The 23,913-nt window shown below is 72.0% G+C and carries 20 protein-coding genes; 14 read left to right on the top strand and 6 right to left on the bottom strand.

The window, feature by feature from the left end:
- Positions 1-425: 425 nt before the first annotated feature.
- Positions 426-938 carry a hypothetical protein gene (locus ABFX81_RS09160; protein ID WP_086842555.1) on the top strand — a complete coding sequence of 171 codons (513 nt, stop codon included), beginning with the start codon at positions 426-428 and terminating at the stop codon, positions 936-938.
- Between the two features lie 106 nt (positions 939-1,044).
- Here the strand turns inward: ABFX81_RS09160 and ABFX81_RS09155 are convergent, their stop codons facing one another.
- A complete protein-coding gene (locus ABFX81_RS09155; RefSeq protein ID WP_346137891.1) occupies positions 1,045-1,563 on the bottom strand; it encodes a hypothetical protein in 519 nt (172 codons plus the stop codon).
- Between the two features lie 104 nt (positions 1,564-1,667).
- Here ABFX81_RS09155 and ABFX81_RS09150 point away from each other — a divergent pair, with 104 nt between their 5' ends.
- Positions 1,668-3,011: a BTAD domain-containing putative transcriptional regulator gene (locus tag ABFX81_RS09150; protein ID WP_086842557.1), complete on the top strand. Its 1,344-nt coding sequence runs from the start codon at positions 1,668-1,670 to the stop codon at positions 3,009-3,011.
- Between the two features lie 25 nt (positions 3,012-3,036).
- On the opposite strand, the gene pip is transcribed toward ABFX81_RS09150, so the two are convergent.
- Positions 3,037-4,005: a prolyl aminopeptidase gene (gene pip, locus ABFX81_RS09145; protein ID WP_086842560.1), complete on the bottom strand. Its 969-nt coding sequence runs from the start codon at positions 4,003-4,005 to the stop codon at positions 3,037-3,039.
- Positions 4,006-4,062: 57 nt separating this feature from the next.
- Here pip and ABFX81_RS09140 point away from each other — a divergent pair, with 57 nt between their 5' ends.
- From ABFX81_RS09140 to ABFX81_RS09125, 4 genes are all read left to right on the top strand, one after another.
- Positions 4,063-4,569: a MarR family transcriptional regulator gene (locus ABFX81_RS09140; RefSeq protein WP_086842562.1), complete on the top strand. Its 507-nt coding sequence runs from the start codon at positions 4,063-4,065 to the stop codon at positions 4,567-4,569.
- Positions 4,570-4,792: 223 nt separating this feature from the next.
- The gene (locus ABFX81_RS09135) at positions 4,793-4,966 is read left to right on the top strand and encodes a hypothetical protein (protein ID WP_346137890.1); all 174 of its coding nucleotides are present in this window, start codon (positions 4,793-4,795) and stop codon (positions 4,964-4,966) included.
- A gap of 165 nt (positions 4,967-5,131) precedes the next feature.
- On the top strand, positions 5,132-6,514 hold the full coding sequence (locus ABFX81_RS09130) for an erythromycin esterase family protein (RefSeq protein ID WP_086842565.1): 1,383 nt from the start codon (positions 5,132-5,134) through the stop codon (positions 6,512-6,514).
- Between the two features lie 144 nt (positions 6,515-6,658).
- On the top strand, positions 6,659-7,588 hold the full coding sequence (locus ABFX81_RS09125; RefSeq protein ID WP_086842591.1) for an amidohydrolase family protein: 930 nt from the start codon (positions 6,659-6,661) through the stop codon (positions 7,586-7,588).
- A 406-nt stretch (positions 7,589-7,994) separates the two neighbouring features.
- Here ABFX81_RS09125 and ABFX81_RS09120 read toward each other — a convergent pair whose 3' ends face one another.
- Positions 7,995-8,987, bottom strand: a complete 993-nt coding sequence (locus tag ABFX81_RS09120) for a substrate-binding domain-containing protein (RefSeq protein WP_086842568.1) — start codon at positions 8,985-8,987, stop codon at positions 7,995-7,997.
- 311 nt (positions 8,988-9,298) lie between these two features.
- Here ABFX81_RS09120 and ABFX81_RS09115 point away from each other — a divergent pair, with 311 nt between their 5' ends.
- Positions 9,299-11,350, top strand: coding sequence for an RICIN domain-containing protein (locus tag ABFX81_RS09115; protein WP_086842570.1), 2,052 nt, complete (start codon positions 9,299-9,301; stop codon positions 11,348-11,350).
- Positions 11,351-11,503: 153 nt separating this feature from the next.
- Positions 11,504-12,373: an LLM class flavin-dependent oxidoreductase gene (locus tag ABFX81_RS09110; RefSeq protein WP_086842572.1), complete on the top strand. Its 870-nt coding sequence runs from the start codon at positions 11,504-11,506 to the stop codon at positions 12,371-12,373.
- A gap of 74 nt (positions 12,374-12,447) precedes the next feature.
- Here the strand turns inward: ABFX81_RS09110 and ABFX81_RS09105 are convergent, their stop codons facing one another.
- Entirely contained in the window at positions 12,448-13,068 is a 621-nt protein-coding gene (locus ABFX81_RS09105) for a TetR/AcrR family transcriptional regulator (RefSeq protein ID WP_346137889.1), read from the bottom strand.
- 159 nt (positions 13,069-13,227) lie between these two features.
- Here ABFX81_RS09105 and ABFX81_RS09100 point away from each other — a divergent pair, with 159 nt between their 5' ends.
- From ABFX81_RS09100 to ABFX81_RS09090, 3 genes are read left to right on the top strand one after another with little or no spacing between them, the layout of a single operon-like run.
- On the top strand, positions 13,228-13,998 hold the full coding sequence (locus tag ABFX81_RS09100; RefSeq protein ID WP_086842576.1) for a glucose 1-dehydrogenase: 771 nt from the start codon (positions 13,228-13,230) through the stop codon (positions 13,996-13,998).
- Positions 13,999-14,058: 60 nt separating this feature from the next.
- Positions 14,059-15,861 (top strand): FAD-dependent oxidoreductase, encoded by a 1,803-nt coding sequence (locus ABFX81_RS09095; protein WP_086842578.1) that lies wholly within the window; start codon positions 14,059-14,061, stop codon positions 15,859-15,861.
- Positions 15,858-17,477 carry an SMP-30/gluconolactonase/LRE family protein gene (locus ABFX81_RS09090; RefSeq protein ID WP_428837153.1) on the top strand — a complete coding sequence of 540 codons (1,620 nt, stop codon included), beginning with the start codon at positions 15,858-15,860 and terminating at the stop codon, positions 17,475-17,477. The genes ABFX81_RS09095 and ABFX81_RS09090 overlap by 4 nt, the downstream gene beginning before the upstream one ends.
- A gap of 33 nt (positions 17,478-17,510) precedes the next feature.
- Here the strand turns inward: ABFX81_RS09090 and ABFX81_RS09085 are convergent, their stop codons facing one another.
- Positions 17,511-18,944, bottom strand: a complete 1,434-nt coding sequence (locus ABFX81_RS09085) for a DEAD/DEAH box helicase (protein WP_086842580.1) — start codon at positions 18,942-18,944, stop codon at positions 17,511-17,513.
- A 155-nt stretch (positions 18,945-19,099) separates the two neighbouring features.
- Entirely contained in the window at positions 19,100-19,303 is a 204-nt protein-coding gene (locus tag ABFX81_RS09080; protein ID WP_010032345.1) for a cold-shock protein, read from the bottom strand.
- Between the two features lie 349 nt (positions 19,304-19,652).
- On the opposite strand from ABFX81_RS09080, the gene ABFX81_RS09075 reads away from it, so the two are divergent.
- The 3 genes from ABFX81_RS09075 to ABFX81_RS09065 all read left to right on the top strand — a co-directional run bounded on the left by ABFX81_RS09075 (position 19,653) and on the right by ABFX81_RS09065 (position 23,906).
- Positions 19,653-21,866 carry an MMPL family transporter gene (locus ABFX81_RS09075; protein ID WP_346137887.1) on the top strand — a complete coding sequence of 738 codons (2,214 nt, stop codon included), beginning with the start codon at positions 19,653-19,655 and terminating at the stop codon, positions 21,864-21,866.
- Between the two features lie 109 nt (positions 21,867-21,975).
- Positions 21,976-23,229, top strand: coding sequence for a histidine kinase (locus ABFX81_RS09070; RefSeq protein WP_086842583.1), 1,254 nt, complete (start codon positions 21,976-21,978; stop codon positions 23,227-23,229).
- Positions 23,226-23,906 (top strand): response regulator, encoded by a 681-nt coding sequence (locus tag ABFX81_RS09065; protein WP_086842585.1) that lies wholly within the window; start codon positions 23,226-23,228, stop codon positions 23,904-23,906. Before ABFX81_RS09070 ends, ABFX81_RS09065 begins: the two co-directional genes overlap by 4 nt.
- The last annotated feature ends 7 nt before the right edge of the window (positions 23,907-23,913 follow it).

The following is a 23,913-nucleotide window of genomic DNA, read 5'->3' as shown; positions in this document are numbered from 1 at the left end:
GATCCTCAGACGCGGGAGGCGTCTGCGCGCACGGGTGCCGGACCGTCTCGGTCCATGAGCTTGCTCGTTCACTGTGGTGTTTCCCCCTCGGGTGCGACGCATGAGCCGTCGAGCACCCTGTGGTGTGGCTGGGTCGTTGAAGTTTCTAGCTCACTCGGAGGTGGGAGGGGAAGGTGATCGGCCTTGTGGACCTACTTCCACGGGATCTCTCCGATACCCGGCGGTAGTTGCCGTGCCGTTCACTTTCGGAACGCTGGAGCGTGCGCGGCGGTGATGCGGGGTGCCTCGGCTGTTCGGCCGAACCGCGGGGGCCGGGTCACTGCCTGGGATCCGCTGCGTAGCCTGAGGCCATGCCTGGCCAAGGCCGTTGTCCGGCCGACCAGTTCACCCCAGCGAATTCCTCCCCCCACCGAAGGACAACCGACGTGTCGTCGAAGAACAGTCGTATCAGAATCGCCCTCCTTGCCGCCGTCATCGCCGTCACGGGCCTGGCCGCGGCGGGACCCGCCCTCGCGGCCACACCGGCGGTCGCCCCCGCGGCGACGGTGACGTCCACCCAGGCGCAGGACCCCGCCATACCCACCGACTTCGTGGACCTGCCCACGAGCCCCCTCCGGGCCGACGCCCCCCAGGAGTTCACCGTCACCTACCGCAACACCACGCCGACGCCCATGACCGTCGCCCCCCAACTCCTGGTGACGTCCCCGGACACCGGGCCGTTCCTGGAGCCGACGGACATCAAGGTCGAGCGGCGCACGGGGCATGGCTGCTGGGTGGCCGTGGCGCTGGGCAGCCAGACCGGGACGTTGTTCACGGACCTTGTGGGCGCGGAGCGGGCGTTGGGGGCGGGGGAGACGCTCGAGGAGCGGTATCGGGTGACTGTCCTTGATCCGGGGGCTGGGGGGACGGTGGAGCCGCGGGTGGCGTTGTACGGCTGAGTCGGCGCCGTCGTCCCACGCCGCGCGGACCCTCACCGACCCCAGCTGATCGGCGCTCGCCCCATGTGGTGAGGGGGCCCGGAAGCCCGTTCCCGGGCATGCCCGTTCAGTCGATGCGGGCACACAGGTCGTCCGTCGTCCCGTGGAGGAGGCGTACGGACTTGTATCCGGTCGGGCTGATCTCCATCGTGTAGACGCCGTCGACGAGGTACAGGCCGCGCGGCAGACTCCCCTGGTCCTGGCCGACCCCGACGAGCACCGGTCCGTGCACGGCCCAGAGCTGGGAGCCGTCGGGCCGGTGCTCGACGACGGCCGAGCCGCTCGCGTCGGCGTCGTAGGAGGCGCCGGTCTCGCTGTTGGTGACGCGTACGACCAGATCGCCCCTGTACGCGACCCGCCGCACCGAGCCGTCGGGGTAGGTGCTCAGCACGCGTCGCACCACCTCGTCGACGACCGGCTCGCCGTGGACCGGGAAGTCGCACCGCACACCGGCGCCGACGTCCCACGGCGCAGAGGGCGCCGGTTCCCAGCCCTTCGCCGGCGCGGCGAGCGTCTCCGCGGACGCGGGCTGCGTCCCGGCGAGCACGGCGGCAAGTGTCAGCGTCGCGAGGGTGGTTCGTCGCATGGTTCTCCCTGGGCAGAGGTGTGAAGGAAGCGGCGTGCGCCAGTCTCTCCCCGGCCTCTGACCAAAGCCTGACCACCGACGTCCCGTTAGGCTGCCGGACAGCCATGGAGTTCCAACTGCTCGGTCCGTTCGCCGCCCGCCACGAGGGACGGCAGGTGCTGGTGGGCAGCCGCCGCCAGGAGCGGTGCCTGCTGGCGGTCCTGCTGCTGCACGCGGGCCGGGCCGTCCCGACGGACCGCCTCATCGACCTGCTGTGGGACGACGAGCCGCCCGCCTCCGCCCGGGCCACCGTCCACACCTACGTCGGCCGCCTGCGTGCCGCCCTCAGGCCGCACGGGGTGTCCGTCGAGACCCGGCACGACGGTTACGCCGTGGAGCAGGGCCCAGATGGGATCGACGCTCATGAGTTCGTCGGGCTCGTCGATCAGGCGGCCGACGCCGGTGACCCGGCGGAGCGGATCCGCCTCTACGACCAGGCCCTCGGGCTGTGGCGCGGCCCGCTGCTCGCCGACGTCGCCGACGACCGGCTGCGCTCGCGCCTCGGCGGCACGCTCGGCGAACTGCGCCTGTCCGCCGTGGAGCGGCGGGCGGAGGCCCAGCTCGCCATGGGTCTGCACGACCGTGTCGTGGCGGACCTGACACCGCTGCTGGAAGAGCACCCGACCCGTGAGCGGCTGGTCGGCGCCCGGATGACCGCCCTGTACCGGACGGGCCGCCAGGCCGACGCGCTCCAGTTGTACGACCGCACCCGCGCCCTGCTGGCGGACGAACTCGGCATCGATCCCGGCCGTGAACTGCGCAGGCTCCACGAGCGCATACTGAGCGCCGATCCCCGGCTGGACCGGCCTGCCGCGCCCGTCTACGCGGTCCGGGTCGCAGACCAGTGGCTGCCGTGGAGTACGAGCGGACACCCCGCGCTGGAGTTCTGCAACACCTACGCCGGGTGGGGCGGGGAGCGGCTGCCCGGATCGGAGTGGCTGCGCGGCTACGCCGCCCTCGCCGTATGGGCCGGTCACCTCGACCTGATCGAGAACCGGCAGGTCACCCGGCTGCGGGAACAGGCCCTGCGGCAGCCGGCCGAGGCGGCCGCCGTCCTCGCCGAGGCCCGGCGGCTGCGTACGGACCTGTACTCCTGTCTGACCGATCCGCAGGACGGCCGGGCGTTCAAGGCGGTGGCCGCGGCGGTGGAGGACGCCGCGCGGCTGTCGGTCTTCACGCGTGGCGAGGACGGTCTCGGACGCTGGCAGCCGTCGCCCTCAGCCGGTCTGCGCCTGCCCGTCTGTGCGGTGGCCCGCAGCGCGGGCGAACTGCTGTCCGACCCGCGGCGGTTCACCGTCCGCGGCTGCCCCAGCCGGGACTGCGGCTGGCTGTTCCTCGACGAGAGCGGGCGGCGCCGGTGGTGCAGTCTGGCGACGTGCGGTGCCAAGCGGGCGGCCGGGGGCCGGTGACAGGTCACTCCGGCGGGGGCATTCCTCAGGCGGAGCGGACCGGCCGGAACCGGTCCGTGGCCGCCAGCACCGCCCCCGTCGTGGCATCGCCCGACAGCCCGTGCCCCTCCTCGCCGATCAGCACGAGTTCCGCGTCCGGCCACACCTGGGCCAGCCGCCATGCGACGTCCGGAGGACCGCTGATGTCCATGCGGCCGTGGATCATCACGCCGGGGATGCCGGCGAGCTTGCCGGCATCGCGCACCAGCGCCCCGTCCTCCAGGAAGCCGGCGTGCCGCCAGTAGTGCGTGACGAGGCGGGCGAAGCGCAGCCGGAAGTCCGGGTCCTCGTAACGGGGATCGGGCCTGTGCCCGGGGTGTGTGGACACGTGCACGTCCTCCCACCGGCACCACTCCCGCGCGGCCCGCTCCCGTACGGCCGGATCGGGATCGGCGAGCATCCGGGCGTACGCATCCACCAGACTGCCGTCGCGCTCCCCCTCGGGGACGGCGTCGCGGAACCGGGCCCATTCCTCCGGGAAGATCCGGCCCATGTCCCGGGTCACCCACTCCACCTCGCGGCGGGTCGTGTTCGTGACGCTGAAGAGGACCAGCTCGGACACGCGTCCCGGGTGCTGCTCGGCGTAGGCCAGCGCGAGGGTCACGCCCCAGGAGCCGCCGATGACGAGCCATTCCCCGATGCCGAGGTGCCGGCGCAGCAGCTCGATGTCGCCGATGAGATGCGGGGTGGTGTTGGCATCGAGCGAGGTTCGCGGATCCGCGGCGTCGGGTGTGCTGCGTCCGCACCCGCGCTGGTCGAAGAGCACGATGCGGTACGCCGCCGGGTCGAACAGCCGGCGCCAGAACGGCCCCGCGCCTGCCCCGGGCCCGCCGTGCAGTACGAGGGCGGGCTTGCCCTCCGGGTTCCCGCAACTCTCCCAGTACACGCGGTTGCCGTAGCCGACGTCGAGCATGCCGTACGCGTACGGCTCGATGGGGGGATGGAGCTCGGCCACGTGAGACGCACTCTCCTCGACCCTCGGCAGATGTAACAGCGCTGTTAGATTAACAGCGTGAACAGCGCGAGGAATCACCCGGATCCGGTAGCCGTAGGCACTCTCCTCCGCCACGTCCTGGAACTCCTGGACGGCGACGTGGCCAAGGTCTACGAGGAGCAGGGCCTGGCCGAGTACCGGCCCCGCTTCTCCCCGGTCGTCAGGGCACTCCTGGCCGAAGGCCCGCTGTCGGTGCGCGACTTGGCCGCGGCAGTGGGCGTCACGCACTCGGCAGCGAGTCAGACGGCGGCGCAGATGGCCCGAGCGGGCCTGGTCACCCATTCCCCCGACCCGCTGGACGCCCGCCGCCGCCTGGTGGGTCTCACACCGAAGGCACGTGCGCTGCTGCCGCGGATCGAGGCGGAGTGGGAGGCGACGGTGGCGGCGATGGCGGAGCTGGACGCGGAGCTCTCGATGCCGTTGGGGGAGCTGTTGAGGGAGGTGGCGGAGGCGGTGGGGCGTCGGCCGTTCCGGGAGCGGGTCGCGGCGGCGTACCGGTCTCCAAGGGGCGGCCCGAAGCCGTGACCAGGTCTGGGCGGGCCCGTGTACAGGTCGTCCGGTGCCTGCCCCGCTCGAGCGATGGCGCTGCCGGCGTCCTCGTCGCGGCGTACGGTGGCAGCGTGGCAAACGAAGACCTGGGGCGGACTCTGCGTGGCGTGCGCCGTCTGGCCTCCTTGACGCAAGAAGAACTGGCCGAACGCTCCGGTGTGTCCGTCGAACGCGGATGACCGGCGAGCGGAGGCCCTGGGTGGGCGACTTGATCCATGACGAGACCACCGACCGGCGCGGCGTCGTCACGGATGTGCGCGGCGGCGCGGTCTGGGTGCTGCGGCCGGAGTCCGGTGCGGGGCAGTGGACTTCGCGGCAACCCGGCCGCCTGCGTGTGTTGAAGCCGCGCGAGGAGAGGCTGCCGTGGGCATGAGACGCCGCTCCCACTACGACAGGCCCGGGTGACGGTTCCCTCACACAACCGCTCCGTCAGGGCCGGCGCTGCGGAAAACCCCCGTGCCCGCCTGGAGGCCTCCCCCAGCTCAGGTCGGCGGTCAACCGCATGGTTTCCGTGGCCGCGTGGCGGAAGCCTTGGATCATGACACGGCATCGGACCGCCATCGCTCTGACCTTGCTCCTCACCCTCGGCGCAGCCACGGTCGGCATCCCGGCCGTGGCTGCGCCGGCCGGACCGGGAGTCACGACCAGCGCACCGACCACCGCACATGTCACCGCGCCCGACTCCACCGTCGTCGACGCCCTCGACCTCGCCTCCCACCGGTTGCGCACGGTCGAAACGGGCGGGGACACCCGCGACCTGCGCCCCCTCGACCGCATGATCGGTGACGCCCGGGTCGTCGGCCTGGGCGAAGCCACCCACAGCTCGCACGAGTTCTTCACCCTCAAGCACCGCGTCTTCCGCCACCTCGTCGAGGAACGGGGCTTTCGTACCTTCGCCCTGGAAGCCCCCTGGAGCACCGGCCTGCGCCTCAACGCCTACGTGCTGCGCGGGGAGGGGGACCCGCGGCGCATCATGCGGGAGGAGTTCCAGCGGGACTACCTGTGGTGGAACAACACCGAGTATCTGGCGCTCGTGGAATGGATGCGGGCGTACAACCTCCGTCACCCCGACGACCCGGTCCAATTCATGGGCGACGACTTCGCGTGGGCCGGCCCTGAACTGTACGACGAGGTCACCGGCTACGTGGCCCGCGCCCACCCAGGCCTCCTCGCCCGCGTCACCTCGCTGTACCGAGGGCTGCGGCCCACGACGGCGGCGGGCGCGTACATCGAGCAGTACCTGCACCTGCCGTACGCCGAACGCAAGGAAAGGGCGGACCGGACCGGTCAGGCCTTGAGGCTGCTGAAGCAGCAGGCGCCGGGTGCCGACCGGGCGGCGTATGACTGGGCGGTGCGGCACGCCACGGCCATCGACCAGACCGCGCGCGGCTACGCCTTCGACTTCGAGGACCCGGAGCAGCTACGGGCCGCCCTGCGCTTCCGTGACTCGGTCATGGCTGACAACGTGGCCTGGTGGGCGGAGCACACGGGGAACAAGGTCCTGCTGTCGGCGCACAACGGACACGTCGCCTACGTTCCGGACGACCCCGTCCACTACCCGAAGACGCAGGGTGCGTTCCTGCGCGACCGGTTCGGCGACGGGTACGTGAGCATCGGTTTCACCTTCGCCCGGGGTTCGTTCAACGCGACCGGACCCGAGGGCGAGGTGCGGCGGTTCAGCCTCGGCCCTGCGGGGCACGGCAGCAACGAACGGACACTCGACCGGGTGCGCCACCGGGACTACGTCGTCGACCTGCGGACCGCCCCGCAACCGGCCCGGAACTGGCTGCTGGCCGCCCGGCCGACCCGCAGCATCGGCACCGCATACCCGGAGCCGGAGTACGACGTAGCACTCGCCCGCAGCCACGACGTGCTGATCCACCTGCACCGTGTGGAGGCGGCCCACCTGCGCGACCGGTGACCGGCGTCCGGCTCGGCGGCCGGAGTCCGGCCCGGGGCGGTAACACCCGCTCCCACTCCCACACAGCCCGGGTGACGGATCCCTCACGCGGCCCCCGCGCAAGGGAGTGGACTCGCCCCCGCCCCCGGCGCGATCGTGGGCGACATGGACGATCACCGCGCGGCAGCTGACGCGCCCACTGACAGTGACGCGTCCGCGAGCGCGGAAGCCGAGGAGATCCGCCGCTTCTGGGCGCGCCTCCGGCTTCCCGGGCTGGTCGACGTACACACGCACTTCATGCCCGAGCGGGTGCTGCACAAGGTGTGGGAGTACTTCGACGGGCTCGGGCCGATGACCGGCGGGCTGGAGTGGCCGATCACCTACCGGAAGGAGGAGGCGGAACGGGCGGGCATCCTCCGGGAGTTCGGCGTGCGGGCGTTCACCGCGATGGTGTACCCGCACAAGCCGGGCATGGCCCGCTGGCTGAACGGCTGGGCCGTCGACTTCGCCCGCCGCACCCCCGACTGTCTCCACACCGCGACCCTCTACCCCGAGCCGGGCGTCGAGGCGTACGTCCGGGAGGCCGTCGAGGCGGGTGCGCGGGTCTTCAAGGCGCATGTGCAGGTGGGGGCGTACGACCCCGCCGATGAGCTCCTCCAGCCGGCGTGGGGGCTGCTGGCCGAGGCCGGGGTCCCCGTGGTGATCCACTGCGGGTCCGGGCCCGCGCCCGGCAAGCACACCGGCCCCGAGCCGATCGCACGGGTACTGGCCCGGCACCCCCGGCTGCGGCTGGTCGTCGCGCACATGGGGATGCCCGAGTACGAGGAGTTCTTCGATCTCGCCGAGCGGTACGGGGAGGTGCGGCTGGACACGACGATGGCGTTCACCGACTTCTCCGAGAGCTTCATGCCGTTCCCCCGCCGGGCCCTGCCCCGGCTGGCCGGGCTCGGCGACCGCGTCCTGCTCGGCTCCGACTTCCCCAACCTCCCCTATCCGTACGTGGACCAGCTCCACGCCCTGGAACGGCTGGACCTCGGGGACGACTGGCTGCGGGCGGTGTGCCACGACAACGCGGCAGGGTTGTTCGGGCTGTGAGGGCTTGCGCTTGTGCCGCCGTGATCAGTCGGCAGAGATCCCCGGGGGCGGGCATGCCCGGCGACGGGCCGCACGGCATGACGCTGCCGCACGGCTTCGCCGCATCATGAGCAACAGCTGACTCAGGGGGCCAGGCAGCCCGTTGCGGGGACCTCGGCGGGCACTCCCAGGCCGGCAGGGTCGACAAGCCCGGTGACTTCCTGCACGGCGCAGTCCACGGTGGCTACGGGGTCGGGAACAGCGCTGGCGGGAGACGCGAGAACTCCGAGGAGTGCGGCCCCGAGAGAGACAGCGGAAACTACGCGCTTGATGTTGTTCATGGCCTGCCGAACGATCTTGGCCCATTCGGGTCACGCCGGCAGCCGGGATGTCTTCCCACCAACCGCAGGGCCTGCCCCGCCCAGCTTCACGCCCGCGCCCCCGGCGCCCCCGTACTCTCCCGCCGCACCAACCGCGTAGGCACCAGCGTCGTCCCGTGCTCCTCCCCGTCCTGCCGCATCTTGCTCAGTACTCCCTCCACACACAGCCGCCCCACCTCGGCGAAGTCCTGGTGGATGGTGGTCAGGGGCGGCAGGAAGGACGCGGACTCGGGGATGTCGTCGAAGCCGACGACGCTGATGTCGCCGGGGACGCGCAGGCCGCGTTCGTGCAGGGCCCTCAGCAGGCCCAGGGCCATCTGGTCGTTGGCCGCGAACACCGCCGTGCAGTCCGGCTCGTCGGCCAGCCGCAGCCCGGCCCGGTAGCCGGACTCGGCCGACCAGTCGCCCCGGACGAGGGGCGGCGTGACGCGGCCGGCCGCGGTGAGCGTGTCACGCCAGGCGTTGGCGCGGCGCTGGGCGGCGAAGGAGCCCTCCGGGCCCGCCAGGTGCCACACGGTGTCGTGGCCGAGGTCCAGCAGATGCCGTACGGCGTCCCGGGCGCCGCCCGCCTGGTCGGTGTCGACCACGGTGTAGCGGTCGCCGGCGTCCGAGTCGGCCACGACGACCTGCACACCGGGCGGCAGCGACACCGTCGCCGCGTCCAGCAGATGGATCTCCATGATGACGATGACGGCGTCCACGGCGAGTTCGCCCAGCCGGGAGAAGGCGCCGTTCACCTCGTCCTGGGTGGGGACGGCGACCGGCAGCAGCGTGACGGCGTAGCCGTGCTCGGCCGCGGAGGTGGCGATGGCCTCCAGGGTGCGGATGTTGCCCATGGTGGAGAGGGAGAAGGTGATCACGCCGAGGGTGCGGAACTCGCCGCGCTTGAGCGCCCGCGCCGCGCTGTTGGGGCGGTAGCCCAGCTCCCGCATGGCGGCCAGGACCTGCCGGCGGGTGTCCTCCGTGACGCCCGGGAAGCCGTTGGAGACGCGGGAGACCGTCTGTGAGGAGACACCGGCGAGCCGGGCGACGTCCGCCATGGACGCGCCCTGGCGGGGGCGGTCCGGACGCCTTCTCGTACGGCTCGTGCCCATGGTTTCTCCCTCACCGTCCACCGTGCCCACCTGCCCTTCCCTCCCTCGCCGCGCAGCCGGCGCAAATTTCGGTCCGGAACGACTCCTTGACCCCTGAGATTCGGACAGTGTAGACATCCCGCCAGTGGATGTTTACGTAAACATTGCCTAGTCGAAACCGTACGAGAAGGCCGCGAAACAGTACAACTCGCCCCACGCGGGCCCCGATCTCTGCCCCCGCCGGGACACGCGGACGCAGAAGAGCTGGAGTACTCGAGATGGCACACCGCACCCGCAAGAGAAGGCTCCTCGGGGCCATCGGCGTCACCGCCTTGGCGACCGGAACCATCCTGGCCACCGCCACCCTGCCCGCCGCGCACGCCGAGCCCACCGCTCAGGCGGCCGGGGTCACCGTCCGCCCCGACCCCTCCTACAAGCAGGAGAAGTTCGAGGGCTGGGGCACGAGCCTGGTCTGGTTCGCCAACGCCACCGGCGACTACCCGCCCGCCGTCCGCGAGAAGCTCTACAAGCTCCTCTTCGGCGACGAGGGCCTCGCGCTGAACATCGCCCGCTACAACATCGGCGGCGGCAACGCCCCGGACGTCAAGGACTACCTGCGGGCCGGCGGCGCGGTCGAGGGCTGGTGGAAGGCCCCGGCGGGCACCACCCGCGAGGACGTCGACTGGTGGGACGCGGAGGACCCGGCCGACTGGAACAAGAACGCCGACAAGACGCAGCGCTGGTGGGTCGACCGCATCAAGAAGGACATCACCCACTGGGAGACCTTCAGCAACTCCCCGCCCTGGTTCATGACCGAGAGCGGCTACGTCTCCGGCAACTTCGACGCGGGCAAGGACCAGTTGAAGCCGGAGTCCGTCGAGGACTTCGCCAAGTACCTGGTGGGCGCGACCGAGCGGCTGGAGAAGGCGCACGGCATCAAGGTCGACACGCTCGACCCGTTCAACGAGCCGAACACCGACTACTGGGGCACCAAGCTCGGCCCGGACGGCGAGCCGACCGGAGGCCGCCAGGAGGGCGCCCACATGGGCCCCGAGCTCCAGCAGAAGGTGCTCCGCGCGCTCGCCCCGGTCCTGGAGAAGTCCAGGAGCGGCGCGGAGATATCCGCGATGGACGAGACCAACCCCGGCACCTTCGCCACCAACTGGAACTCCTACCCCCAGGAGGTCCGTGACCTGGTCGCCCAGATGAACGTCCACACCTACGGCACCGGCCAGCGCACCACCGTCCGCGACCTGGCCAAGGCCGCCGACAAGCCGCTGTGGATGAGCGAGGTCGAGGGCGACTGGGGCGACGGCCAGAGCTTCACGGACATGCGGCCCGGCCTGGGCCTGGCCCAGCGCATCGTCGACGACCTGCGCGAACTGGAGCCCCGCGCCTGGGTGTTCTGGCAGCCCGTCGAGGACTACGACAACATGAAGCCGGGCGGCGAGTCCGCCAAGGGCGGCAACTGGGGCGAGATCCAGCTCCCGTTCAGCTGCACCTCCAAGGACACGCTCAAGACCTGCCCGGTCTACACCAACACCAAGTTCGACACGGCCCGCAACTTCACGCACTTCATCAAGCCCGGCGACCGGCTGATCAAGACGGACGACACCTCCAGCACCGCGGCGGTCTCCCGCAAGGGCGACGCGGCGACGGTCGTCCACGTCAACAGCACCACCGAGTCCCGCGAGGTCACCCTCGACCTGTCGAAGTTCGGCCGGGTCTCCTCCCGCGCCACCGTCACCCCCGTGGTGACCAGCGCCGACGGCAAGCTGGAGAAGCAGAAGGCGGTCCGGGTCTCCGGCAAGCAGGCCACGGTCACCGTGCCCGCCCAGTCCGTGACGTCCCTCCTCGTCAAGGGCGTGTCCGGCGTCGCCAAGGACGCGGCCGAGCTGAAGAAGGGCCACACCTACCGGCTGACCGGCGTCCAGAGCGGCAAGGACCTCACCCTCGCCGACAACGGCACGGGCCTGGTCATCAAGAGCGCCGACGCCGCCGACCCGAGCGGTCAGCAGTGGCGGGTGGAGCAGATCCGCGGCACGGACAACCGCAAGCGGTACGTCTTCACCGAGGCCGCTTCGGACAAGCGCCTGGCCGTGCGCGCCGGCGCCCTGGTCGCCGAGCCCGACGAGGGCCGCCGCGACAAGGCCACCGAGTGGATCATGTCCACGACCGGCGACGGCACCTGGACCCTGGTCAACGCCGCCACCGGCCAGCTCCCTGACGTCGGGGGCCAGTCCACGAACGAAGGCGCCTCGGTCGGCCTCTGGCAGCCGAACTCCGGCTCCAACCAGCGCTGGAAGGTGACGGACGTGACGGCTGACTAGCCCTTCGTCCCGCACACGCCCTCCATACGACGCCCTCGGCCCGCCGCACCGCATGGTGACGGCCGGGTCGGGGGCGCGGCTGTGCAGCGAAGGGTGCGGAGTCTGGCCGGATGATCCGTTGTCCGTGCCCGTGCCGTGCAGCACGATGCGGGGATGCGTTTCTCGGTCAACATCCCGAACTTCGGTGACTTCGCCGACCCCAGGACCGTGGCGAAGGTGGCCGTGGCGGCGGAGGAGGCAGGGTGGGACGGGCTGTTCGTCTGGGACCACGTGGTGCACCGCAAGCACGAGGACAGGCCGTTCGGGGACCCCTGGATGCTGCTTACCGCCGCCGCGCTGGCGACGTCCCGGATCAGGCTCGGCACGCTGGTCACCCCGGTCGCCCGGCGGCGACCGCAGCAGCTCGCCCGCCAGGTGGCGACCCTGGACGCCGTGAGCGGGGGCCGGGCCACGTTCGGCGCGGGGCTGGGCGGGCCCATCGAGGACGAGTACGCCGGCTTTGGCGATACCACGGACACCAAGGTGCTGGCCGAGCGGCTGGACGAAGGCCTGGAGCTGCTCCGGCGCTACTGGTCGGGCGAGCCGGTGCGGCACGACGGACGGCACTACCGGGTCCGGGACGTGACGCTGCTGCCCGCCACGGTGCAACGTCCCCGGCCGCCGGTCTGGGTCGCGGGCTTCTGGCCGAACCGCCCGCCCATGCGCCGGGCCGCCCGCTGGGACGGTGTGGTTCCCCTGTTCACCGACGCCAGGCACGGTCACGTGCCGCCCCTCGACCAGGTCCGTGACCTCGTCGCCTACGTCCGTGGGCAGCGCGAGGGCGGTCCGTCCGCTGCTCCCTTCGAGATCGTCCTCGGCGGTGCCACGCCGGGCGGTGACGCGTCCGCGACCCGTGATGTCATCGGGCCGTTGGCCGAGGCCGGAGCCACCTGGTGGGACGAGCGGCAGATCCAGACCAGCGAGTCGATCGACCGGCTCGAACCGGTGCTGCGCCGCATCGAGCAGGGCCCGCCCAGCTTGTAGCAGGCGGCCTCAGCCGCTCTCCCTCATGTCCGTCCGTGAACGACTTGGCGGTGAGGGGATCCTGCGCCGAGTCCTCAACCCCGCTCGGCGACGTCGATCATCCGCAGCGCTCGCGTGATGGTCTCCGCCAGGGACGGCCCCGCCACTCCGTCGGACCGCAGGGCCCAGTCCTCCACCGCGACGCGCATCGCGGTGTTCAGCACGCCCGCTTCCACCCGGACCGTGAAATCGCCGGCCGGCCGGCCCGTACGGTCGGAGATCATCGCGGCGAACGCGGCTTCCGCGTCGTAGTGCGCCTCCAGCCACACCGCCCGCAGCCCGGGCTCGTCACGGCACAGCCGCAGCAGATCGCGCAGTGCCCGCAGGCGCGGTGCGGTGTCGTCGTCGTAGCGGATGCCCAGGATCGCCTCGGCGAGCGAGTCGTGGGTGCCCCCGCTGTCGCGCAGGTGGTCCGTCAGCAGTTCGAGGCCCGTGGTGAGCAGGGGGCGTACGCACTCCTCCTTGGAGCGGAAGTACCGCCACAGCGTGCGCGTCGACACCCCTGCCGCGGAGGCGATGTCCTCCGCCGTGACCGCCGCCACGCCCTTGGCGGCGAAGAGCCGGACGGCCTCCTCGGCGATCTCCATACGCGTCTCGGCGCGTCGCCGCTCCGTCAGCGGTGGCCGGCCCGTGGCCCCACCCGATCGTCCGGCCATGCGCCCTCCTCGACTTGCCGCGCGCCCACTCTATTTTACGTCGCGGCATGTCTTCGTGGCGTGAAACGACCTCTTGGCACTCCACGTCTTTATGTCGCACTGAGACAAAAAACAGTACTGTGCCTGACGCCGGGTCAACACGACGAGCAGAGGAGCGCCATGGGTGCCACCGGTCTGTCGGGCAAGAGCGTCATCGTCACCGGAGCCGCCGCCGGCATCGGCCGCGCCACCGCCCTGCGGTTCGCCGAGGAGGGGGCGCGGGTCGTGGTCGCCGACCTGAACGCCGAGGGGGCCAAGAGCGTCGTCGGTGCCATCGAGTCCGCCGGGGGAACGGCCGTCGCGGTCACGGGCGATCTGAGCGACAGCGCCGTCGTCGACGCGGTCGTGGCCGCCGCGGTCGGCACCTTCGGCGGTATCGACGTGCTGGTCAACAACGCCGGAGTCATGGACAGCATGTCCGCCGCGGCGGACGTCACCGACGCCGAGTGGGAGCGGGTCCTGCGCATCAACCTCACCGCGCCGTTCCTGCTGACCCGTGCCGCCCTGCCGCACATGATCGCGGCGGGCGGCGGCGCCATCGTCAACACCGCGTCCGAGGCGGCGCTGCGCGGCAGCGCGGCCGGCGCGGCGTACACCGCCTCCAAGCACGGCGTCCTCGGGCTCACCCGCTCCCTCGCGGTGATGTACCGGGACCAGGGCATCCGCACCAACGCCATAGCCCCGGGCGGCACGGCCACCGACATCACCGCCGACGTCCACATCGACCGGGAGGCCCACGGACCGGCCGTCGTCGGCAGGCACTTCGTCAACATGGGCCGCATCTGCGAACCGGAGGAGCAGGCCTCCGCCATCGTGTATCTCGCCTCCGACGCGGCGAGCGGCGTCAACGGCGTCGTCCTGCCGGTGGACAACGCCTGGGCCGCCGTCTGAGCGTCCCCACGACGCCCCACTACGCCCCACGACGCCCCACGAGAGGAAGAGGAGACACCCATGTCCGCCCCCCACACCCCGGACACCCTCGACTTCGACCCGGACGCCCTGCGCGAGCGGTACCGGGCCGAGCGCGACCGGCGGATCCGCCCCGACGGCAACCGCCAGTACCGGCGTACCACCGGCGAGTTCGGCCACTTCGACGAGGACCCGTACGCCGAGCCCGGGTTCGCCCGGGAGCCGCTGCGCGACCACATGGACGTGGTGGTCGTCGGCGGCGGGTTCGGCGGCCTGCTGACCGGCGCGCGGCTGCGCCAGGCCGGCGTAGAGAACGTCCGGATCATCGAGAAGGGCGCCGACTTCGGCGGCACCTGGTACTGGAACCGGTATCCCGGGATCCACTGCGACATCGAGTCGTACGTCTACATGCCGCTGCTGGAGGAGCTCGGCTACGTCCCGAAGTGGAAGTACGCGCCGGGCGAGGAGATCCGTCAGCACGCGCAGGCGATCGCACGGCACTTCGGCCTCTACCGAGACGCCTGTTTCCGCACGCAGGTGAGAGAACTGCGCTGGGACGAGGGCGAGTCCGCCTGGATCGTCACCACCGACCGCGGCGACCGCATGACCGCACAGCACGTCGTCGCGGCCACCGGGCTGCTCAGCCAGCCCAAACTGCCCGGGATCGAAGGCATCGAGACCTTCAAGGGCCACATGTTCCACACCAGCCGCTGGGACTACGACTACACCGGCGGCGACGCGAACGGCGGGCTGCACAAGCTCGCCGACAAGCGCGTCGCCCTCATCGGCACCGGCGCCACCGCCATCCAGGTCGTGCCGCACCTGGGCCGGGACGCCCGGCACCTGTACGTGTTCCAGCGCACCCCGTCCTCCGTGGACGTGCGCGGCCAGCGCCCCACCGACCCCGAGTGGGCCGGCTCGCTGAAGCCCGGCTGGGCGCGGCGGCGCCGGGACAACTTCCTCGCGGTCGTCACGGGCGGCCCGGCCGACGAGGACCTGGTGGCCGACGGCTGGACCAGCACCGCCCGCCTCCAGCAGAAGCTCATCCCCACCGACGGCTTCACCGGTCTCACGCCCGAGGAGCGCGAACGCCTGGAGGAGATCGCCGACTTCCAGAAGATGAACGAACTGCGGGCCCGGGTCGACGAGATCGTCGAGGACCCGGCGACGGCCGAGAAGCTCAAGCCCTGGTACCGCTACATGTGCAAGCGGCCCACGTTCAGCGACGGTTACCTGGAGACCTTCAACCGGCCCAACGTCACTCTGGTCGACACGTCCGACCACGGGGGCGTGGAGCGCGTCACCGAGCACACCGTCGTCGTCGGCGGGGTCGAGTACGAGGTCGACTGCGTCATCTTCGGCACCGGTTTCGAGGTCGGCGTCTCGGGCCTGCTGTCCGGGCAGCTCCCCGCGTACGGCAGGGACGGCGTCGCCCTGCTGGACGCCTGGCGGCAGACCGGCCCGAGGACCCTGCACGGCTTCTACAGCCGCGGTTTCCCCAACCTGTTCATGCTCGGCTCGGTGCAGTCCGCCAGCTCCGTGAACTACGTGCACGTCCTGGACGAGCAGGCCACGCACGTCGCCGAGGTGATCGGCGAGGCGCGCAGGCGCGGGGTCCGGTGCGTGGAGCCGACGGCCGGGGCGGAGGCCGCCTGGGGGGCCGTGATCCGCGAGAAGTCGGTGGACCTGTACACGTTCCAGTCCGAGTGCACCCCCGGCTACTACAACGCCGAGGGCATGCCGAGACCCCGCAGCGGGTCGTACGGCGACGGCCCGATCGCCTTCTACGAGCTGATCCGGCGCTGGCGGGCGGAGGGCGGCATGGACGAGGTGCTGGGCTCGTGACAGGGCGTTCGAGCAGCTACGAAGCGAGTGGCGTGCGCAGCACCCGCTGGCAGGCCCGCCGCCTCAACTCACCCAATCCCCTCTGGGGTTCCAACGGCGTCGCGTTCGGCCCCGACGGGCGGCTGTACGTCGCGCAGTTCCTCGCCGGGCAGATCAGCGCCGTCGACCCGGCCACCGGGGACGTCGAGGTCGTGGTCCCGCCGGACGGCCCGGTGCAGTCGCCCGACGACCTGGCCTTCGGGGCGGACGGTTCGATGTACATCGCCGACCTCGTCCCCGGCCGGGTGTGGCGCCGCGGTCCCGGCGGCGAGTACGGCCTCGTCTCCGACGAGGTGAAGGTGCCCAACGGCATCACGTGCGTGGGCGACCGGCTGTTCGTCAACGAGATGAGGATGAACGGCCGGCTGCTGGAGCTGTTCCCCGAGGGCGGCGACCCGGTCGTCCTGACCGACGGACTGGCCCTGGGCAACGCCATGCAACTCGGCCCGGACGGCTGCCTGTACTACCCGCACATGGTCAGCCGGCAGGTCTGGCGCATACCGCCCGACGGCGGTGTGCCCGAGGTCGTCGCCGAGGACGTGCACGACCCGGTCGCGGTCCGCTTCGACCAGGGCGGCGTCCTGCACGTCCTCTCGCGCGGCCCCGAGGGCATCGTCACCCGCGTCGACCTGCACGGCACGGGCTCCCGCTCGCTGGTCACCAGCGGTGTCACGGGCCTGGACAACGCCGCTTTCGACGCGGAGAACCGCATGTTCGTCTCCAGCTTCGCGAGCGGCGGCATCACGGAACTGCACCCTGACGGCCGCACCCGCCCCGTCGTGCCGCGCGGCCTGGACGGCCCCTACGGCGTGACGATCGACCTCGGCGGCACGGTGTACGCGGCCGACCACTACCGGGTGGCCCGCCCCGAGGAGCCCGACGAGGGCGCGTCGGGCGACGTCGCCACGGAGATCCTCCAGCCCTTCGCCCACGGCATCACGGCCGACGGCGGAGTCCTGCACACGACCTCGCAGTTCGGCACGGTCCAGACCTACGACCCCGCCACCGGCGCCACCCGCACCAGGGCGACGGGCCTGAACCAGCCCCTCGGCATCACGGCCCGGCCCGACGGCACCCTCGTCGTCGCCGAGACCGGCGCCGGCCGCGTCATCGCCATCGACGAGGCGGACACGGTCACGGTCCTGGCCGAAGGCCTCGACCACCCCGTGGACGTCACGCTCGACGCCGACGGGCGCTGCTACGTCAGCGACGACCGGCGCGGGGCGGTACTGCGTATCGACGACGGCGCGTCGGTGCCGGTCGCGGACGGCCTCGGCGCCCCCCAGGGCCTGGCCGTCCACGGCGACGAACTCTTCACCGTGGACACCGCGAACCGCCGGCTCTGGTCGGTCTCCCTGACGACGGGCGGCACCCGCGTCGAGGCCGAAGACCTGGCGGTCGGCATCCCCCGTGGCAGCAAGCCGCCGCGTCAGGCCCCCGCCCTCTTCGCCCACGGACTGCCCGGCGTGGCCCCCCGCTTCGCGGGTCTCACCACCGCCCCGGACGGCTCCCTGCTCCTGTCGGCGAACGGGGAGGGGACGGTGGTGCGGCTGTCTCCGGCGCGGACCGGCACGTGACGCGGCCGCGCGGCCTCCGCTGCTGAGAGCGGGTCAGCGGCGGCGGCCCCGGGCGGGCCTGCCGCGCCGTGCGCGCGGGGCGGAACCCGTGCGCGCGGGGCCGCTCTCGGAGGGCGGCGGCGTGAGGACGACGGGCACGCCCGACGGTGCCTGAGCACCGGTGATGCGGCTCAGTTCGGCCTCGCCCGAGCGAACCCGGGTGATGCGCGGGGAAATGCCGGCGTCGGCCATCAGGCGGGCCGTCTCGCGGCGCTGGTGGGGCAGGACCAGCGTGACGACGGTGCCCGACTCGCCGGCCCGGGCGGTACGGCCGCCCCGGTGCAGATAGTCCTTGTGGTCGGCGGGCGGGTCCACGTTGACGACGAGGTCGAGGTTGTCGACGTGGATGCCGCGGGCGGCGACGTTGGTGGCCACCAGGACCGTGACCTCGCCGTCCTTGAACCGGGCCAGGGTCCGGGTGCGCTGGGACTGGGACTTGCCGCCGTGCAGGGCCGAGGCGCGCACCCCGACGGCCAGGAGCTTCTTGGCCAGCCGGTCGGCGGCGTGCTTGGTGTCCAGGAACATGATCACGCGGCCGTCGCGGGCGGCGATCTCCGTCGTGGTGGCGTGCTTGTCGGCGTCCTCCACGTGCAGCAGGTGATGCTCCATGGTGGTGACCGCGCCGGCCGACGGATCGACGGAGTGGACCACGGGGTCGTGGAGGTAGGTGCGGACCAGGCGGTCGACGTTGCGGTCCAGCGTGGCCGAGAACAGCAGCCGCTGGCCCCCGGGCTGCACCTGGTCGAGCAGGGCGGTCACCTGCGGCATGAAGCCCATGTCCGTCATCTGGTCGGCCTCGTCCAGGACGGTGACGGTGACCCGGTCCAGCCGGCAGTCGCCGCGGTCTATGAGGTCCTTGAGCCGGCCGGGCGTCGCGACGACGACCTCGGCGCCGCCGCGCAGCGCGCTCGCCTGGCGGCCGATCGACATACCGCCGACCACCGTGGTGAGCCGCAGGCGCAACGCCTGCGCGTAGGGGGTGAGCGCGTCGGTGACCTGCTGGGCCAGTTCCCGGGTGGGGGTGAGGACGAGGGCCACCGGCTGCCGGGGCTCGGCCCGCTGCCCGTCGATGCGGGCCAGTACGGCGAGGCCGAAGGCGAGCGTCTTGCCCGACCCCGTGCGCCCGCGGCCCAGCACGTCCCGGCCGGCCAGGGAGTTGGGCAGTGTCGCCGCCTGGATCGGGAACGGCACGGTCATGCCTTCGGCGCGCAGCGCGGCCAGCAGCCGCTCGGGCAGGCCCAGCTCGGCGAAGTCCTCGACGGGGGGCAGCGCCGGGGTGATGGTGGCCGGCGGCGCGAACTCCCCGCCGGGCGCGGGGCGGCGTCCGTGGCCGCCGCGGGCCGCGCCGGCGCCACGGGCCGACGTGCCTCGGCCCCCGGCCTTACGGGAGTGGGGCGAGCCGTTGTTCTTGCGAACGGTGCGATCCAAGGGGATCCTTCCTCGATGCGGCACGTATCGGGGAATTCCCGGCGGCTGTGAACGGGCCGCACCAGGATTCGCAGACTGAGCCGGGTGTTGGATGAGAACAAGGCTGGGGCCCGCACCTCACGGTGCGGGCCCCGGTCACGTCGGACGCGTCAGCGTCAGGCGGGCACGATGTTCTCGGCCTGCGGGCCCTTCTGGCCCTGCGTGACGTCGAAGGTAACCTTCTGGCCTTCCTGAAGCTCGCGGAAGCCGGAGGTGGCGATGTTCGAGTAGTGGGCGAACACGTCGGGACCGCCGCCCTCCTGCTCGATGAAGCCGAAGCCCTTTTCCGCGTTGAACCACTTCACAGTGCCAGATGCCATGCTGAATCTCCCTTAGGGGGACAAACCCGAGACCCGCACTTTACGGACTCGGAGTTGCTGAAATGATCACCCTCGGAGAGATCCGAAAATCCTCGAAAACTAAAAAGAGTGCTCGTCGACAAAAGGTCGATAGAGCACTCGAAGTCTCTGGGAACCAAAACTGCAACAACAACGACGGTAGCACAGGACTCGCCGGATGGCTCGGGAATCTCGTACCCGAGGTGGACGGCGGCCTCGCTCGTACTGCGTTCTGAGTAGCCAGGATTGTCGGCAGCCGCACGACGACGGGACGGCCCGCTCGCGGAGAGCCTTGGCAGACGATCGACACCAGATGTGGAGACCTGCTGCCGTGGCAACTTTCCTGTATCGAGTGGGCCGACTGGCCTTCCGGCGACGCTGGTACGTCGCCCTGGTCTGGGCGGCCGTCCTGGCCGCCGTCGGGCTCGGCGCCCTCAAGGCGCCGGGGGCCGGCGACGAGGAGTTCTCGATGCCCGGCATCGAGTCCCAGAAGGCGTTCGACCTGATGGAGGAGCGCTTCCCCGGCGCCACGGCCGACGGCGCGACCGCCCGCGTCGTGTTCATCGCGCCCGGCGGCGAGAAGGTCACCGCCGCCGGGAACAAGCAGGCCATCGAGAAGGCCGTGACCGGTCTCGGCGACGGCACGCAGGTCGCGAGCGCCGTCGACCCGTTCCGGGCGAAGACGATCAGCAAGGACGGTTCGACCGCCTTCGCGACCGTCACCTACAAGGTCGGGGCGAACGACCTCACCGACGCCAGCCGGACCCATCTGGAGCGCGCGATCGACCAGGCCCGGGACTCCGGGCTGACCGTCGAGGCGGGCGGCACCGCGCTGGAGTCCAACGCCGGGCCGGGCGGCACGGCCGAGGTGATCGGCGTCGCGATCGCCGCCGTCGTCCTCCTCGTCACCTTCGGCTCCCTGGCCGCCGCCGGGCTCCCCCTGCTGACCGCCCTCGTCGGCGTCGGCGTCAGCATGGCCACGATCCTCGCCCTGTCGAGCGCCCTCGGCCTGTCCACCACCACCGGCACCCTGGCGATGATGCTGGGCCTCGCCGTCGGCATCGACTACGCCCTGTTCGTGGTGTCCCGCTACCGGGAGGAGCGCGCCAAGGGCCGTGCGCCGCAGGAGGCGGCCGGACTCGCCGCCGGCACGGCCGGGTCCGCTGTCGTGTTCGCCGGGCTCACCGTCGTCATCGCGCTGGCCGGGCTCGCCGTGGTCGGCATCCCGATGCTCACCAAGATGGGTCTGGCCGCCGCCGGCGCGGTCGTCGTCGCCGTGCTGATCGCGCTGACGCTCGTCCCGGCCCTGCTCGGTTTCTGGCCGAACGCGGTGCTCACCCGGCGGGCCCGCAAGAGCGGCCGGATCGAGGCGAGCGGCGCCGACAACGGCGGCACCCGCTGGGCCCGGTTCGTGCTGCGCCGCCCGATACCCGTCCTGCTCCTCGGCGTCGTCGGCCTCGGTGCCCTCGCCCTGCCCGCGGCCGGCCTCCAGCTGGGCATGCCCGGGGACGAGGCCAAGCCGACGTCCACGACCGAGCGCCGGGCCTACGACGCGCTCGCCGAGGGCTTCGGGCCGGGCTTCAACGGGCCGCTGACCGTCGTCGTGGACGGCAAGGGCGCCGCCGACCCCAAGCGTGCCGCGGACGAGATCGCCGAGGAGATCGGCGCCACCAAGGGCGTCGTGTCCGTCTCCCCGGCGCGCTTCAACGACGCCGGCGACACCGCCGTCTTCTCCGTCGTGCCGTCCACCGCGCCGACCGACGAGAAGACCAAGAACCTGGTGACGACGATCCGCGACGAGCGGTCCGGCATCGAGTCCGGCACCGGAGCGAGCTACGAGGTCACCGGCACCACCGCGATGAACATCGACATCGCGCAGAAGGTGCAGGCCGCGCTGGTCCCCTATCTGACGGTGGTCGTCGGCCTGGCGATCGTGCTGCTGCTGGTGGTCTTCCGGTCCCTGCTCGTCCCGCTCAAGGCGGCCCTCGGCTTCCTGCTGTCGGTGCTCGCCTCCCTCGGCGTGGTCGTCGTGGTGTTCCAGCAGGGCCACGGCGCCGAACTCCTCGGCGTGGAGCAGACCGGCCCGATCATGAGCCTGATGCCGATCTTCCTGGTGGGCATCGTCTTCGGCCTCGCGATGGACTACGAGGTGTTCCTGGTGTCCCGGATGCGGGAGGCGTACGTCCACGGCGAGTCGCCCGCGCGGGCGGTCACGTCCGGCTTCCGGCACAGTGCCCGGGTGGTCGTGGCGGCGGCCCTGATCATGATCGCGGTGTTCGCCGGGTTCATCGGCGAGAGCGACTCCATGATCAAGATGATCGGGTTCGGGCTCGCCTCCGCCGTCCTGTTCGACGCGTTCGTCGTCCGGATGGCCATCGTGCCCGCCGTCCTCGCCCTGCTCGGCCACAGGGCGTGGTGGCTGCCGAAGTGGCTGGACCGGGTGCTGCCCCGCGTCGACGTGGAGGGCGAGGCGCTCGCCCGCGGGCCGGAGGCGCGGGAACCGGCGGCGGACACCGCACCCGAGCCGGAACCCGCGCGGACCTGACACCTCCCCCGCACCAGGGCCGCCCGTGGCGAAGGACACGGGCGGCCGCTCGGGCGTTCCCGCCCGATGTCGACCACGATGGTCCCCAGCCCACACCCCGGAGAGCCCGATGAGTATCAGCCTGGAGCGGCGCTACGCGGATCGCCTGGAGGAGTTCTCGGCGCGCCACCCGTTCCTCGTCGATCTGGCGATGGTCCTGGCGCTGATGGGCTGCGCGGCCCTCGGCGGCTCGCTCACCCTGCCCAGCGCCGAACCGCCGGACCAGGACAAGACCGCCACCGTCCTCACCGGCGTCGCCTGTCTCGTCCTGCTCAAGCACCGCACCCACCCGCGCACCGCCGTGGTCGTCGCCGGCGGCTGCACGGTCGCAGCGGTCGCGCTCGGCTATCTGGTCACACCGCTGCTACTGGCCCCGGTCATGGCGGCGCTGTACTGGCTCGCCACCCTCACCGACCGCGGGACCACCCGCCTCTACGGCATCATCACCACGCTGGCGGTGATCCTCGCGGCCGTGTTCACCGACTCCATGGACCACCTCTCGCTGCTGCTGAGGACGATCGGCCCGCTCTTCTGGCTGATGCTGCCCCTCGCCGCCGGCAACATGACGCGGCTGCGGCGCGCCTACCTCCAGTCGGTGCAGGCCCGGGCCGAACACGCCGAGCGCACCCGGGAGGAGGAGGCCCGGCTGCGCGTCACCGAGGAACGGATGCGCATCGCCCGGGAGCTCCACGACGTCGTCGCCCACCACATGGCCCTGGCCAACGCCCAGGCCGGAACGGCCGCGCACCTCGCCCTCACCCACCCGGAGCAGACGCAGAAGATCCTCACCGACCTGACCGGCACCACGTCCTCCGCGCTCCGGGAGCTGAAGGCCGCCCTGGGCCTGCTGCGCCACAACGACCACCAGGACGACCCCGGCCCCGGCTCCACGGCGCTGGAACCGGCCCCCGGTCTCGCCCGTCTGCCCGAGCTGGTCGCGGCGTGCGAGTCGGCGGGCCTGGAGGTCAGCGTCACCACGGAGGGGGAGCCCCAGCCGCTGTCACCCGGCGTCGACCTGACCGCGTTCCGGATCGTGCAGGAGGCGCTCACCAACGTCACCAAGCACGCCACCGCCGAGGCCGCCCGCGTACGCCTCGAATACACCGGCTCCCGCCTGCTGATCACGGTCACCGACGACGGCACCGGCAAGCCTGCGGCCGCGGCACCCCAGGGCCGCGGCTTCGGCGTCATGGGCATGCGCGAACGCGCCCACTCGATCGGCGGCCACCTGTGCGCCGGCCCCCGCCCCCAGGGCGGCTTCGAGGTCGCCACCGCGCTCCCGCTGCAACCGTCCCCCCTTCCCGCCGAAGGAACCACGCCATGACCATCAGGGTGCTGCTCGCCGACGACCAGGCCCTGCTGCGGGCCACCTTCCGGATCCTCATCGACTCCTGCGCGGACATGGAGGTGGTCGCCGAGGCCTCCGACGGCGCGGAGGCGGTGGAACTGACCCGCGCCCACCACCCCGACATCGTCCTCATGGACATCCGCATGCCCGGCACCGACGGCCTCACCGCCACCGCCGCGCTCTGCGCCGACCCCGACCTGTCCGCCACCCGCGTCCTCATCCTGACCACGTTCGAGACCGAGGACTACGTCGCCCAGGCGCTGCGCGCCGGTGCCAGCGGCTTCCTCGGCAAGGACGTCACCGCCGACACCCTGCTGGCCGGCCTGCGCACGGTGGCCTCCGGCGAGGCGCTCCTCTCACCCGCCGCCACCCGCTCCCTCATCACCCGCTTCCTCCTGGCCCCCGCCCCGGACACCCACCTGGCACCACCGGAGCGCCTCGCCGACCTCACGGTCCGCGAACGCGAGGTGATGGCCCTGGCCGCGGAGGGCAGGTCCAACACCGAGATCGCCGAGGACCTCGTGCTCAGCCCGCTGACCGTGCGCACCCACATCCACCGCGCCATGACCAAGCTGAACGCCCGCGACCGTGCGCAACTGGTCGTCATCGCCTACCAGACGGGCCTCGTACGGGCGGTGCCGCCGACGGTGTGAGGGTGGC

It is taken from the genome of Streptomyces coeruleofuscus (assembly GCF_039532725.1).
GTDB lineage: Bacteria > Actinomycetota > Actinomycetes > Streptomycetales > Streptomycetaceae > Streptomyces > Streptomyces coeruleofuscus.
Note: the sequence above shows the minus strand (reverse complement) of the source record. Positions and strands in the feature narration are given on the sequence as shown.